This window comes from Orlajensenia leifsoniae (assembly GCF_004570845.1).
Lineage (GTDB): Bacteria > Actinomycetota > Actinomycetes > Actinomycetales > Microbacteriaceae > Orlajensenia > Orlajensenia leifsoniae.
Map to the genome: position 1 here is coordinate 618,562 of NZ_SPQZ01000002.1, position 12,627 is coordinate 631,188.

12 protein-coding genes are annotated in these 12,627 nt (G+C 68.8%); 2 read left to right on the plus strand and 10 right to left on the minus strand.

Features of this window, described 5'->3' with window-relative positions:
- Window positions 1–95: 95 nt before the first annotated feature.
- From dnaG to dusB, 3 genes are all read right to left on the minus strand, one after another.
- Window positions 96–1,973, minus strand: a complete 1,878-nt coding sequence (dnaG, locus tag E4M00_RS06985; RefSeq protein ID WP_135119696.1) for a DNA primase — start codon at window positions 1,971–1,973, stop codon at window positions 96–98.
- Between the two features lie 101 nt (window positions 1,974–2,074).
- The gene (locus tag E4M00_RS06990; RefSeq protein ID WP_135119697.1) at window positions 2,075–3,334 is read right to left on the minus strand and encodes a deoxyguanosinetriphosphate triphosphohydrolase; all 1,260 of its coding nucleotides are present in this window, start codon (window positions 3,332–3,334) and stop codon (window positions 2,075–2,077) included.
- Window positions 3,324–4,481 carry a tRNA dihydrouridine synthase DusB gene (gene dusB / locus E4M00_RS06995; protein WP_135119698.1) on the minus strand — a complete coding sequence of 386 codons (1,158 nt, stop codon included), beginning with the start codon at window positions 4,479–4,481 and terminating at the stop codon, window positions 3,324–3,326. The genes E4M00_RS06990 and dusB overlap by 11 nt, the downstream gene beginning before the upstream one ends.
- Before the next feature lie 50 nt (window positions 4,482–4,531).
- Between dusB and E4M00_RS07000 the strand changes: the two genes are divergently transcribed.
- Window positions 4,532–5,026, plus strand: a complete 495-nt coding sequence (locus E4M00_RS07000; protein ID WP_135119699.1) for an aminoacyl-tRNA deacylase — start codon at window positions 4,532–4,534, stop codon at window positions 5,024–5,026.
- A gap of 30 nt (window positions 5,027–5,056) precedes the next feature.
- Here the strand turns inward: E4M00_RS07000 and E4M00_RS18170 are convergent, their stop codons facing one another.
- Genes E4M00_RS18170 through recO form a run of 4 tightly spaced genes read right to left on the minus strand, consistent with a single transcriptional unit; the run spans window position 5,057 to window position 7,442 of the window.
- Window positions 5,057–5,179, minus strand: coding sequence for a hypothetical protein (locus tag E4M00_RS18170; protein ID WP_275668167.1), 123 nt, complete (start codon window positions 5,177–5,179; stop codon window positions 5,057–5,059).
- Entirely contained in the window at window positions 5,176–5,841 is a 666-nt protein-coding gene (locus E4M00_RS07005) for a DsbA family oxidoreductase (protein WP_135119701.1), read from the minus strand. The genes E4M00_RS18170 and E4M00_RS07005 overlap by 4 nt, the downstream gene beginning before the upstream one ends.
- Before the next feature lie 54 nt (window positions 5,842–5,895).
- Window positions 5,896–6,714: an isoprenyl transferase gene (locus E4M00_RS07010; RefSeq protein WP_056162519.1), complete on the minus strand. Its 819-nt coding sequence runs from the start codon at window positions 6,712–6,714 to the stop codon at window positions 5,896–5,898.
- On the minus strand, window positions 6,711–7,442 hold the full coding sequence (gene recO / locus E4M00_RS07015; RefSeq protein WP_135119702.1) for a DNA repair protein RecO: 732 nt from the start codon (window positions 7,440–7,442) through the stop codon (window positions 6,711–6,713). The genes E4M00_RS07010 and recO overlap by 4 nt, the downstream gene beginning before the upstream one ends.
- 70 nt (window positions 7,443–7,512) lie before the next feature.
- On the opposite strand from recO, the gene E4M00_RS07020 reads away from it, so the two are divergent.
- Window positions 7,513–8,172 carry a trimeric intracellular cation channel family protein gene (locus E4M00_RS07020; protein WP_135119704.1) on the plus strand — a complete coding sequence of 220 codons (660 nt, stop codon included), beginning with the start codon at window positions 7,513–7,515 and terminating at the stop codon, window positions 8,170–8,172.
- Window positions 8,173–8,320: 148 nt separating this feature from the next.
- Here the strand turns inward: E4M00_RS07020 and leuA are convergent, their stop codons facing one another.
- The 3 genes from leuA to E4M00_RS07035 all read right to left on the minus strand — a co-directional run bounded on the left by leuA (window position 8,321) and on the right by E4M00_RS07035 (window position 12,549).
- Window positions 8,321–10,090 (minus strand): 2-isopropylmalate synthase, encoded by a 1,770-nt coding sequence (leuA, locus tag E4M00_RS07025; RefSeq protein WP_135119706.1) that lies wholly within the window; start codon window positions 10,088–10,090, stop codon window positions 8,321–8,323.
- 288 nt (window positions 10,091–10,378) lie between these two features.
- Window positions 10,379–11,791 carry an FtsX-like permease family protein gene (locus E4M00_RS07030; protein ID WP_135119707.1) on the minus strand — a complete coding sequence of 471 codons (1,413 nt, stop codon included), beginning with the start codon at window positions 11,789–11,791 and terminating at the stop codon, window positions 10,379–10,381.
- Window positions 11,788–12,549, minus strand: coding sequence for an ABC transporter ATP-binding protein (locus tag E4M00_RS07035; RefSeq protein ID WP_135119709.1), 762 nt, complete (start codon window positions 12,547–12,549; stop codon window positions 11,788–11,790). Before E4M00_RS07035 ends, E4M00_RS07030 begins: the two co-directional genes overlap by 4 nt.
- Window positions 12,550–12,627: the final 78 nt, after the last annotated feature.

Genomic DNA, 12,627 nt, shown 5'->3' on the forward strand with positions numbered 1-12,627 from the left:
AATGTGTTTCAGGGCACCTTCTGCGCCCAAAGGTTACAGAGCTGCAATCATGTTGCGTCGATGATGGCCGGGCCGACGGATGGTGCGCGTCGAGGTCATTCCTCGCGCAGAGCCCGTCGTTCCGCCTCGAGTTGCACCAGGCCGCGCTGGAGTGCCGTGTAGGTCTCGCGGTCGGTCGCATCGGTTCGCTGGAGGCGCCCGAGGAGCTCGCTCTTGCGGCGCAGCAGGTCGCGGTCGATGAGCGACAGCGCCACTCCGCGCGCATAGCCGGCGAGTTCGCGCTCGCTGCGCTCGGGGATGGGGGCGACGGCCAGCTGCTGCACGAAGTCGCGCAACGGCTCGGGAACCTCGGTGACGACGCGACCGAGCCAGTCGGGCTGCGCGATGGTGTCGACGGTGGAGGCGATTCCGTCGCGCACGACGCCGAGCGACGCGTTCGAGAATCCGGTCTGCGTCGCCCGCCGGATGAGGTCGACTCCGACGAGGGACGGGTGCTGCAGCATGGCCATGATGGCGTCGCGCTCGAGGCGGGTGGCGGGGTCGCCGGGCAACTCGGTGATCGAGTACGGACGCTGCTCGACGACGGGAGCCGTCTCGCCCTCGCGGAGCGGCGCGGCGGCGGGTTCACGGATCTCGCGGCGCCCACGGGCGGCCGGTCCGGAGGACGCGCCGGAGACGGCGCGCTGCACGTCGCCGAGCTCAGCGCCGAGCATGCGGGCGAGCTCGCGGGTGTACCCGGGGCGCAGGGCCGCATCGCGGATGTCGGCGACGACCGGAGCAGCCGCTCGCAGGCCGGCGGCGCGCCCCTCGACGGTCTCGAGGTCGTACTGGGCGAGCTGGTTCTTGATGACGAACTCGAACATCGGACGCTTCTCGTCGACGAGACGGCGCACGGCGTCGTCGCCGCGGTGGATGCGCAGGTCGCACGGGTCGAGGCCGTCGGGCGCGACGGCCACGTAGGTCTGCGCCGCGAAACGCTGCTCCTCGGAGAACGCGCGCATGGCGGCCTTCTGGCCCGCGGCATCCGGATCGAAGGTGAAGATGACCTCTCCCCCGACGGAGTCATCGCCGAGTACGCGCCGGACGACCTTGATGTGGTCGACTCCGAAGGCCGTGCCGCAGGTGGCGACCGCCGTCGTGACTCCGGCGAGGTGGCAGGCCATGACGTCGGTGTAGCCCTCGACCACGACGATCTGGCGGGCGCGGGAGATGTCGCGCTTGGCGAGGTCGAGCCCGTAGAGCACCTGGGCCTTGTGATAGACGGGGGTCTCGGGGGTGTTGAGGTACTTGGGACCGGGGTCGTCGTCGAGCAGCTTGCGGGCGCCGAAGCCCACGGTCTGGCCGGTGATGTCGCGAATGGGCCAGACCAGCCGGCCGCGGAAGCGATCGTAGATGCCCCGATCGCCGCTGGAGACGAGCCCCGCTGCAGCGAGCTCGTCGTCCTTGAAGCCGCGACTGCGCAGGTGCTTGGTCAGCTCGTCCCAGCTCTTGGGGGCGAAGCCGACGCCGAAGTGCGCGGCGGCGTTGGCGTCGAAGCCGCGCTCGCCCAGGAAGCGCCGACCGGGTTCCGCCCCGCCCGTGCGCAGCTGGTCGACGAAGAACTCGGCCGCTGCGGAGTTCGCGGCGAGCAGGCGGGCGCGGTTGCCCTGATCGGGAGTCGCGCCGCCGTCTTCGTAGTGCAGCTCGAAACCGATGCGGGCCGCGAGGCGCTCGATGGCGTCGGCGAAGGTGACGTGGTCCATGCGCTGCAGGAACGAGATGACGTCGCCGGATTCGCCGCATCCGAAGCAGTGGTAGAAACCGACCTGCGGACGCACGTGGAAACTGGGGCTGCGCTCGTCATGGAAGGGGCAGAGGCCCTTCATCGAGCCGACGCCGGCCGACTTCAGCGAGACGTAGTCGCCCACGATGTCGGCGATGTTGGTACGGGACTTGACCTCATCGATGTCTCCTTGACGGATGCGGCCGGCCATCCCCCAATCCTACGGGCGAGCGACGCGGCATCCGTCCCCCAGCTCGAGGTTCGGGATGCGCATTGCCGGCAGCGGCCGCACGACAGCGCAGCCCGCGATGCTCAGTTCTGGACGAGCCGCTCGTACCAGGCGAGGGCCGACTGGTCGGTGAGGCTGGCGACCTGGTCGACGACGACGCGCTTGCGTGCAGCATCGTCGGATGCCGCCCGCCAGTCGCCCGCGAAGCCGACATCGAGGTGCTCGTCGCCGCCGCTCCACAGCACCTCGGCGAGAGACTTGAGCACTTGGCGCTGCTGCTTGTAGATGGGTTGGCGGGTGTTCTTGGACATCACGAACGCGGCGACGATGCCCTTGAGCACGGCGATCTCGGTCTTGACCGAACGCGGTACGACGACATCGGCGCCGAAGCGCGCCAGCACGGCCTGCGGGGCCGCCTGTCGGGTCGCCTCGGTCGCGGCGTGGGCGAAGCGGCCGATGAGCTCGCTGGTGAGGTTCTTGAGACGCGCCTGGTCGCGGCGGGTGCCGTCCCAGGTGTCGATCCAGAGCGGGAGTTCCTCGAGGCGGTCGAAGGCGCCCATGAGCTCGTCGTGGCTGTATTCGCCGCCGATCCACTCGTACATCGAGTCGACGAGCGCGTCGTGCTCCGAGCGACTGGCGAGAGCCGGGATGTCGATGAAGCCGTTCACCACGGCGTCCTCGAAGTCGTGCACCGAGTACGCGATGTCGTCGGAGAGGTCCATGATCTGCGCTTCGATGCAGAGGCGCCGGTCGGGGGCATCGGCCCGCAGCCAGGTGAACACGTCGATGTCGTCGCTGTAGAAGCCGAACTTGTGGCGGCCGCTGGGGTCGGTGACGCTGGTCTCCTCCGGCCACGGGTACTTGCAGCTCGCGTCGAGGCTGGCGCGCGTGAGGTTGAGGCCGTAGCTGCGGCCGTCGTCGCCGAACACCTTGGGCTCGAGCCGGCTGAGCAGGCGCAGGGTCTGCGCATTGCCCTCGAAACCCCCGATGTCGCGAGCCCAGGAGTTGAGCGCGCGCTCGCCGTTGTGCCCGAAGGGCGGGTGGCCGAGATCGTGCGCGAGGCAGGCGGTGTCGACGACGTCGGGGTCGAGCGACAGGCTGGTGGCGAGCTCGCGGCCGACCTGGGCGACCTCGAGCGAATGCGTGAGCCTGTTGCGGGCGAAGTCGAGGCCGGCAGTCGGGCTCAGGACCTGGGTCTTGGCGGCGAGGCGGCGCAGAGCACTCGAGTGCAGGAGCCGGGCGCGGTCGCGGGCGAAGTCGCTGCGACGCGTCGAGTGGTCTTCGGGCAGCCAGCGCTCGGCGTCTCGCACGCCGTAGTCGCCGGTGCCCGGCTCAGCCGCCACTCGTGTCCAGTTCGGCGTCGTTGAGCGTGGTGCGCTCGGCGCCGGCGAGTTCCTGCGAGTCGAGCCAGCCCTGCGGCAGGGAGGGGCTCTTCGGGGTGCCCGCACGACCGCGAGGTCCCTCGGCGCCCTCACCCGGGTACGGCTGGTCCCAGTCGAGCGTGCCGAGCAGATCGTCGAGCATCTGCAGGGACTCCACCGTGGCCATGCGCGCACGAAGCTCGCCACCGACGGGGTAGCCCTTGAAGTACCACGCCACGTGCTTGCGGATGTCGCGGCAGCCGCGATCCTCGTCGTCGAAGAAGTCCACGAGCAGCTCGGCGTGCCGGCGGAAGGTCTCGGCGACCTGGCCGAGCGTGGGCTGGAACGATACGGACTCGCCGCGGAAGGCTGCGGCGAGGTCGCCGAACAGCCACGGCCGGCCGAGGCATCCGCGGCCCACGACGACGCCGTCGCAGCCGGTCTCGCGCACCATCCGGAGGGCGTCGTCGGCAGACCAGATGTCGCCGTTGCCGAGCACCGGGGTGCCGGTGATCGTGTTCTTGAGCTTCTCGATGGCCGACCAGTCGGCGTGGCCCGAGTAGAACTCGGCGGCGGTGCGGGCGTGCAGGGCGATGGAGGCGACACCGGCTCCCTCGGCGGCACGGGCGGCCTCGAGGTAGGTGAGGTGGTCGGAGTCGATGCCCTTGCGCATCTTGATGGTGAGCGGAACATCGCCGGCCGCCTTCACAGCGCCCTCGACGATCTGGCGGAACAACCCGAGCTTCCAGGGCAGCGCCGCTCCCCCGCCCTTGCGCGTCACCTTCGGCACCGGGCAGCCGAAGTTCAGGTCGATGTGGTCGGCGCGATCTTCGGCGACGAGCATGGTGACGGCCTCGGAGACGGTCTTGGGGTCGACGCCGTAGAGCTGGATGGAGCGGGTGGTCTCGCTCTCGTGGTGCGTGATGAGGCGCATCGACTCGGGCGTGCGTTCGACGAGCGCGCGGCTCGTGATCATCTCGCTGACGTAGAGGCCTGCGCCGAACTCGCGGCAGAGGCGGCGGAACGCCGTGTTGGTGATGCCCGCCATCGGTGCGAGCACGACGGGGACGTCGAGTTCGAGCGGCCCGATCGACAAGGGCGCCTGCGTGAGAGTGGTTGCGGAAGACATGTGGCTCTATTCTCCCAGATGACGACTGCTTCTCGAACTGCGGGGTACTGATGAGTGATGAGATCCGATTCGACGGCCTCGAGGGAACGGCGCGGGTGTCGGCGGATGCCGCTGCTCGAGGGCTCACCGTCGAGATCATCGAGCGCCCCGCTGCGTCGAGTCTCGCCGAGGCCGCGGCGCTCATGGGCATCAGGCCGCTCGACATCGTGAAGACGCTGGTGGTCAAGCGCAGCGACGACACCTACCTGTTCGCACTGGTTCCCGGCGGCCGGAAGATCTCGTGGCCGAAGCTGCGGGCACTTCTCGGGGTGAACAAGCTGCAGATGCCGGATGCCGACCGCGCACTGGCGGCGACGGGCTACGAGCGCGGCACGATCACGCCGCTGGGCTCGCGCCACGAGTGGCCGGTGGTCGCCGACGTCTCGATCGTCGGCGCGCGCGTCGCGATGGGCGCCGGAGCGCACGGGCACAGTGCCTTCGTCGACGCCGATGCGCTGATCGCGGCGTACGGCGCGCAGGTCGCCGACATCACCGATCCGGAGTAGGAACTCCGCTGGGCGAGTAGCGGAAGACGCTCAGAAGGAGCAGCTGTCGCCTTCGCAGACCGGAGCCGCGGCATCCGTCGCCAGAGTCAGGAGCAGCGGCTTCATCACCGGGGCCGCGATCGTCGGAGCTGCGGTGGCCGTGTCGTCGCTCATGCGCCGACCTGCTCCCGCTCGCCGGCGACCTGCTGGATCGCCTGGGTGAAGACCTCCGAGGGCTGTGCGCCCGAGACCCCGTACTTGCCGTCGATCACGAAGAACGGAACGCCATTGATGCCGTAGGCGCGAGCCTGGTCGATGTCGGCCTGCACATCGGCGGCGAAGCTGTCGTTCTCGAGGGCGGCCCGGGCGGCATCGGCGTCGAGGCCGACCTCGACGGCGTATCCGACGAGGTCATCGGTGCGGTTCACGTAGCCGCCCTCCTCGAAGTACGCCTTCAGCAGGCGCTCGGTCAGTTCGAGCTGCTTGCCGTCGGCCTTCGCGAAGTGCAGCAGCTCGTGCGCCTTGAGGGTCTTCGTGTGCTTGACCTCGTCGAAGTGGTAGTCGAGCCCGGCCTTCGCGGCGATGCCGGTCACGTGCTCGAGCATGGCCTCGACCTGCTCCACGGGCATGCCCTTGGCATTGGCGAGGTACTCGGTCGTCGAGCCCACGAAGTCGGCCGGGGTGTCGGGCGAGAGTTCGAAGGAGTGGTACTCCACCTCGACGTCGGGGCCGTCGGCTCCGAGAGCCGCAATGCCGCCTTCGAGGTTGCGCTTGCCGATGTAGCACCAGGGGCAGGCGATGTCGGACCAGATGTCGATCTTGATGGGTTCACTCACGCTGGTGGCAACCGGGGCTCAGACGTTCGTATTCCCGCCGCGGTGCTCCCCGCCTCAGCGAGCAGACGAGGCAGTGGTCGGCGCATCGACGGCTCCGCCGAACCGCCGGTTGCGCGAGGCGTAGAGCTCGATGGCCTTCCAGAGCTCGGTGCGGCCGAAGTCGGGCCAGAGGGTGTCGAGGAAGACCATCTCCGCGTAGGCCGACTGCCACAGCAGGAAGTTCGACGTGCGCTGCTCCCCCGAGCTGCGCACGAACAGGTCGACGTCGGGCATCTCCGGGGTGTAGAGCCGCTTGGCGATGAGTTTCTCCGACACCGCGGACGGGCGGATGCGACCGGCGGCCACGTCGTCGGCGATCGAGCGCACGGCATCCGTGATCTCATTGCGTCCGCCGTAGTTGACGCACATGGTCAGCGTGAGCGCGTCGTTGCCCGCCGTCATCTGCTCGGCGAACTGCAACTCCTCGATGACGCTCTTCCACAGGCGCGGCTTGCGACCGGCCCACCGGATGCGCACACCCCACTCGTTGAGCTGGTCGCGGCGCCGGTGGAGCACGTCGCGGTTGTAGCCCATGAGGAAGCGCACCTCCTCGGGCGAACGCTTCCAGTTCTCGGTGGAGAACGCGTACACGCTGAGGTGCTTCACCCCGATCTGCAGGGCGCCGGCGACGACGTCGAGCAACGCCACCTCTCCGGCCTTATGGCCCTCGATGCGGGTGAGGCCGCGCTGGTTGGCCCAGCGTCCGTTGCCGTCCATGACGATGGCGACGTGCTCGGGAACAGCCTTCTTCGGCAGCTCGGGCGGGTAGAGGCCGGTCCAGTCGACGGGAACGTAGGGAACGGCATCCTTGTGCGTGTACGGCTTGGGGCTCACGAACTCTCCCGGGAGACGTGCGGCAGAGAGCGCAGACCACGCTCGAGGTGCCACTGGGCGTAGGCGGCCACGATGCCGCTGGCTTTGGACCTGGTCGACTCGGATGCCGCTTCCGCCGTGGGCCAGTCGCCCTCGACGAGGGCGCCGAGCAGGCCGATCGTGACGGCATCCACCTTGGGAGCTCCGGGAGGCGCGCACGTGTCGCAGACCACCCCGCCCAGCTGCACGACGATCGAGTGGTGCGGACCGACGGTGGCGCACCGGGCGCAGTCGGTGAAGGTGGGCGCCCAGCCGGCGACAGACAGGGCGCGCAACAGGTAGGAGTCGAGGGTGAGCGTCGGCGCGTGCTCCCGGCGGGAGAGGGAGCGCAGGGCGCCGACCAGCAGCAGGTACTGCTGCAGCGAACCCTCGGACTCCGTGACCCGATCGGCCGTCTCCACCATGACCGATGCCGCCGTGTAGCTGCCGTAGTCGTCGGTGATGAGGGTGCCGTAGGAGCCGAGCGACTCGGCCTGGGTGATCACATCGAGGGTGCGCCCCTCCCAGAGCTGCACGTCGGCGACCATGAACGGCTCGAGCCTGGCACCGAACTTCGAAGCCGTGCGTCGGACGCCCTTGGCGACAGCGCGCACCTTGCCGTGCTGACGCGTGAGCATGGTGACGATGCGGTCGGCTTCACCCAGCTTGTGGGTGCGCAGCACGACGGCTTCATCACGGTAGACAGGCACCCCTCGATCATCCCACTGCCCCGGCATGACATCGCGCCGGGCGGGCCGACTCAGTTGATATACATGACGAGTGCATACGGCCCTCTTCACCATCCCCCTCTGGCTCGACCTGACTGCCGTCGCAATCGGAGCCATCCAGGGCGCGATGTTCTCGGGCCGTCTGAAGGAGCACCGCATCGACCTGCTCGGCGTCACGATCATCGGCGTGGTCGTCGGCCTCGGCGGTGGTCTGTTGCGCGACCTGCTGCTGAATGTTCCCCTCGCCCTGATCCAGACCAACTGGTATCTCATCGTCGCGACGGTCGCCGCCATCATCGGCATGCTGCTCCAGCGCGCATTCGCACGCCTCAACCCCCTGATCATCGCGTTGGACGCCGTCACTATCGGCCTGTTCGGTGCGATCGGCACGACGAAGGCGCTCTCGGTCGGGGTTCCCGTCGTGCCCGCGGTCTTCGTCGGCGTCGTCGCGGCCGTGGGCGGCTCGATCCTGCGCGACATGATGCTGAACCTCCCGATCGCGCTCATGCACGTCGGGTCGCTCTACGCCGTGGCCGCCGGGGCCGGCACGATCCTGTTGGTCGCGCTCGCCGCGGCCGGAATCGACATCACCATCGCCGGGCTCGCCTGCGTGGCGGTGACGACGCTCATCCGACTGCTGGCGGTGAGATTCGGCTGGAGCCTGCCGGAGCAGCGCGCCATCGGCAGCTGGATGCGGTGGCGGCGGGCGTAGACGGCGTGATGCTGGAACCGCCCGCTCGCTGAGGCCCGGACGAAGTCCGCGGTCGAAGCGCTGCGTGGAGCGCTTCGACCGCGCGCTGCGCGCGGGCCTCAGCGAGCGGGAGACTCAGGTGTGATCGGGACGGGCAGCAGTGCTGACCTCAGACCGCGGTGGAACCGACCAGATCGCCCTGGCGCACTCGGATGGCCCGGTTCACGGCCGAGATGACGGCCTTGAGGCTGGCGGTCGAGATGTCACCGTCGATACCGACACCCCAGAGCGTGACTCCCTCGACGACGCACTCGACATACGCAGCGGCGTGGGCGTTGCCGCCCGAGCTGAGAGCGTGCTCCGAGTAGTCGAGAACCCGGACGTCGGCGCCGTTGCGGCGCAGCACGTCGAGGAAGGCGTCGACGGGGCCGTTGCCGTTGCCCTCGATGGTGACGCGCTCATCGCCATCGCGCAGGCCCACGGTGAGTGCGACGGAGCCGTCGAGCTCGCTCGCGGAGCGCACCGACAGCAGCTCGAAGCGGCCCCACTTCTCCTCGGGGTGATCGGCCGGCGCCGGCAGGTACTCGTCGCGGAAGGCACGCCAGATGTCGTCGCTCGACACCTCGCCGCCCTCGGCATCGGTCTTGGTCTGCACGACACCGCTGAACTCGATCTGCAGGCGACGCGGCAGGTCGAGCGCGTGGTCGGTCTTCAGCAGGTAGGCGACGCCTCCCTTGCCCGACTGCGAGTTCACGCGGATGACGGCCTCGTAGGTGCGACCCAGGTCCTTCGGGTCGACGGGCAGGTAGGGAACGGCCCACTTCAGCTGGTCGACCGTGACGCCGCGCTCGGCGGCATCCGTCTCCATGGCCTCGAAGCCCTTCTTGATGGCGTCCTGGTGCGATCCGCTGAACGCCGTGTAGACGAGGTCCCCGGCCCACGGGCTGCGCTCGTGCACGGGCAGCTGGTTGCAGTACTCGGCGGTGCGCTTCACCTCGTCGAGGTCGGAGAAGTCGATCTGCGGGTCGATCCCCTGCGTGAACAGGTTGATGCCCAGCGCGACGAGGTCGACGTTGCCCGTGCGCTCTCCGTTGCCGAAGAGGCAGCCCTCGATGCGGTCGGCCCCGGCCAGGTAGCCGAGCTCGGCGGCGGCGATGGCGGTTCCGCGGTCGTTGTGCGGGTGCAGCGAGAGCAGCACGTTCTCGCGGTGGTTGAGGCGGCGGCTCATCCACTCGATGGAGTCGGCGTAGATGTTGGGGCTGGCCATCTCGACCGTCGAGGGCAGGTTGATGATGACCTTGCGCTCGGGGGTCGGCTCGAAGACGTCGAGCACCTGGTTGCAGATGTCGAGTGCGAACTCGAGCTCGGTGCCCGTGTAGCTCTCGGGCGAGTACTCGTAGTAGACGGTCGTGCCGGGAACCAGCGACTCCATCTGCCTGCAGAGGCGCGCGCCGTTGAGGGCGATGTCGATGATGCCCTGCTTGTCGGTGCGGAACACGACGTCGCGCTGCAGGATGCTGGTCGAGTTGTAGAGGTGCACGATGGCCTGCTTGGCGCCGGCGATCGACTCGTAGGTGCGACGGATGAGGTGCTCGCGCGCCTGCGTCAGCACCTGGATCGTGACGTCATCCGGGATCGCGTTCTCCTCGATGAGGCTGCGCACGAAGTCGAAGTCGGTCTGGCTGGCGCTCGGGAAGCCGACCTCGATCTCCTTGTAGCCCATACCCACCAGCAGGTCGAACATGACGCGCTTGCGCTCGGGGCTCATCGGATCGATGAGGGCCTGGTTTCCGTCGCGGAGATCGACGGCGCACCAGCGCGGGGCCTTCTCGACGCGCTTGCTCGGCCAGGTGCGATCGGGCAGCTCGACGCGGAACTGCTCGTGATAGGCGGTGTACCGGTGGACCGGCATGCCGGATGCGGTCTGGGTGTTCTTCATGGTCTTCTCGATCTCTTCGCGATGGGTGTCAGCCGACGACGAACTCCGCGACGAGGGAGGCCTGAGTTAGGACTCGTCGCGGCAGCTAAGAAGAAGGAAGCCGTGGAACACATCTTCAGGTTAGCATCCGAGGCGTCTGTGTGACGGATGCTTCATCCCGATCGCAATGCGGCCGTGACCTCCGTGGCGGCTCGGACTGCTGCCCCGACCGACATGAGGCAGGGGCGGCTTCAACGCCGCCCCTGCCCGTCCCGACCGGTGGCCCCCCAACGGTCGAGCTCATTCGCCTCAGTCGACCGCGAGGGCGACGACGGGCGAGACCGTGGTGGCCCGACGGGCCGGGGCGACGGATGCCGCCAGCGTGAGCACGATGCCCGCGAGCACGGTGATGCCGATGATCGCCCACGGGAGCGACGGGGCGGCGATGCCGTGGACGATCGAGCCGAGCATCGACTGTGCGGCAGCCCAGCCGTAGAAGACGCCGAGCACCACGCCGAGGCCGATGGCGGCGACGGTCATCTGGGCGCTCTCGGCGACGATCATCGAGCGCACCTGACGACCGGTGAAGCCGAGGGCACGCAGGAGGCCGAGTTCGCGGGTGCGCTGGAGCACGCTGAGCGACAGGTTGTTGATCATGCCGATGGCGGCGATGACGGCCGAGAAGCCGACCAGGCCGGTGAAGATCGCTGTCGTGACGGTGAGGGTCTGGTCGATCGCGGCCAGGGCCATCGGGTCGTCGGCGAACTGCGTGACGATCATGTCCCGATAGCTCTGCATGGCCACGGCGAACATCGTGACCAGGGTCACGCCGATCACGAGACCGATGGTGGCGCGCGAGGAGCGGTCGGGAAAGCGCACCGCGTTCTCGGCCGCGAGCCTGGCCGGAGGACGAGACCCCAGCATGCGCCCGACCAGGGTCAGGACGGGCGGCATGATGATGTGCGCGCCGACGATGATGCCGGTGAAGGAGAACACGCCCCCGAAGAACGCGATGAAGAGGCCGAAGACGGAGACGAGGCCGACGATCACGCCCAGCGCGACCAGGCCGAGGCCGATCACGAACAGGACGATCGCGGCGACGTTGCGGCCCGTGCGCTTCACGGCCTCCTCGCGGGTGGCCTCCACGGAGGCGCCGGTGGCTGCGAGCGGGGTCACGGTGGTCACCTTGCGCGACCCCACCCAGGCTGCCGCCCACGTGGTCACGGCGACGACGCCTACGGGCAGCAGGATCACGGGGTCGAGGAAGAAGTACTCCAACTCGGGCAGCCAGCCCTGGGCCATGCCGATCACGACGGTGAGTACCGCGATCAGGATGCCGAGGACGAGGCCGAGCGCCGAGCCGAGCAGGCCGACGATGAGGCCCTCGGTGGCGACGCTGCGGCGCACGGTCTTCGCCTGCGCGCCGATGAGGCGGAGCAGCGCGATCTCGCGCACGCGGCCGGCGATGATCGTCGAGAAGGTGTTCGCGGTGACGATGGCACCGACGTAGACCGCGATCAGGGTGAAGACCGACGTGACGACGGTGAGGATGGCGCGGACCGTCGCCGATCCCTCGGTCATGCCCGAGGAGTCGACGACGGTGCTGATGAGCCCGGTCGCCTCGAGCAGCACGACGCCGAAGGTGGCGCTGAGCGACGCGACGACGATGCTCGACACGTGGTCGCGCGGGCGGCCGGTCAGGCGGGCGGCGTTGGCACTCATGCCGCTGCCTCCATTCCGAGCATGATGCGGGAGATCTCCTCTGCCGAGGCCCCGGGGCGGTCATCGACCACGCGGCCGTCCGCGAGGAACAGGATGCGGTCGGCGTGACTGGCGGCGAGAGGGTCGTGGGTCACCATCGCGATGCTCTGGCCGTACTCGCGCGCGGCGGTGGCGAGGAGGGTGAGGACCTCGCGGCCGGTGCGGGAGTCGAGGCTGCCCGTCGGCTCGTCGGCGAAGACCAGGTCGGGCCGGGTGGCGAGGGCACGGGCGATGGCCACGCGCTGCTGCTGGCCACCCGACAGCTCGTGCGGACGGTGGGTGAGACGCGACTGCAGGCCGAGCGACTCGTAGAGCCTTTCGATCCACTCCTTCTCCTCGGCCGTGGGGCGACGTCCGTCGAGTTCGAACGGCAGCATCACGTTGGCCCTCACATCGAGGGTCGGCACGAGGTTGAACGACTGGAAGACGAAGCCCACCCGACGGCGGCGCAGCAGGGTGAGCTGGCTGTCGCCGAGCTGCGAGATCTCGGTGTCGCCGAGCCACACCTCGCCGGAGGTCGGCGAGTCGAGGCCGGCCATGAGGTGCATGAGGGTCGACTTGCCCGACCCGCTCGGTCCCATGATGGCGGTGAACTCTCCGCGACGGATGCCGATGGACACGTCGTCGAGTGCTGTGACTGTTCCGGCTCCCGAGCCGAAGGACTTGCTGAGGCGGGCGACGCGGGCGACGAGCCCGAGGTCTGAGGTCTGGATCTGCATGTCTACGACGCTACGGATGCGGCGAGGATGGCGAATCAGGCTGAGGGAGCATCCGATGTACATCGGAAGGATGATGTT

Excerpts from the sequence above, each read along its gene's own strand:
- dnaG (WP_135119696.1), bottom strand. The coding sequence starts at position 1,973 with ATGGCCGGCCGCATCCGTCAAGGAGACATCGATGAGGTCAAGTCCCGT.
- leuA (WP_135119706.1), bottom strand. The coding sequence starts at position 10,090 with ATGAAGAACACCCAGACCGCATCCGGCATGCCGGTCCACCGGTACACC.
- E4M00_RS07000 (WP_135119699.1), top strand. The coding sequence starts at position 4,532 with ATGAGTGATGAGATCCGATTCGACGGCCTCGAGGGAACGGCGCGGGTG.
- dusB (WP_135119698.1), bottom strand. The coding sequence starts at position 4,481 with ATGTCTTCCGCAACCACTCTCACGCAGGCGCCCTTGTCGATCGGGCCG.
- E4M00_RS07035 (WP_135119709.1), bottom strand. The coding sequence starts at position 12,549 with ATGCAGATCCAGACCTCAGACCTCGGGCTCGTCGCCCGCGTCGCCCGC.
- E4M00_RS07030 (WP_135119707.1), bottom strand. The coding sequence starts at position 11,791 with ATGAGTGCCAACGCCGCCCGCCTGACCGGCCGCCCGCGCGACCACGTG.
- E4M00_RS18170 (WP_275668167.1), bottom strand. The coding sequence starts at position 5,179 with ATGAGCGACGACACGGCCACCGCAGCTCCGACGATCGCGGCCCCGGTG.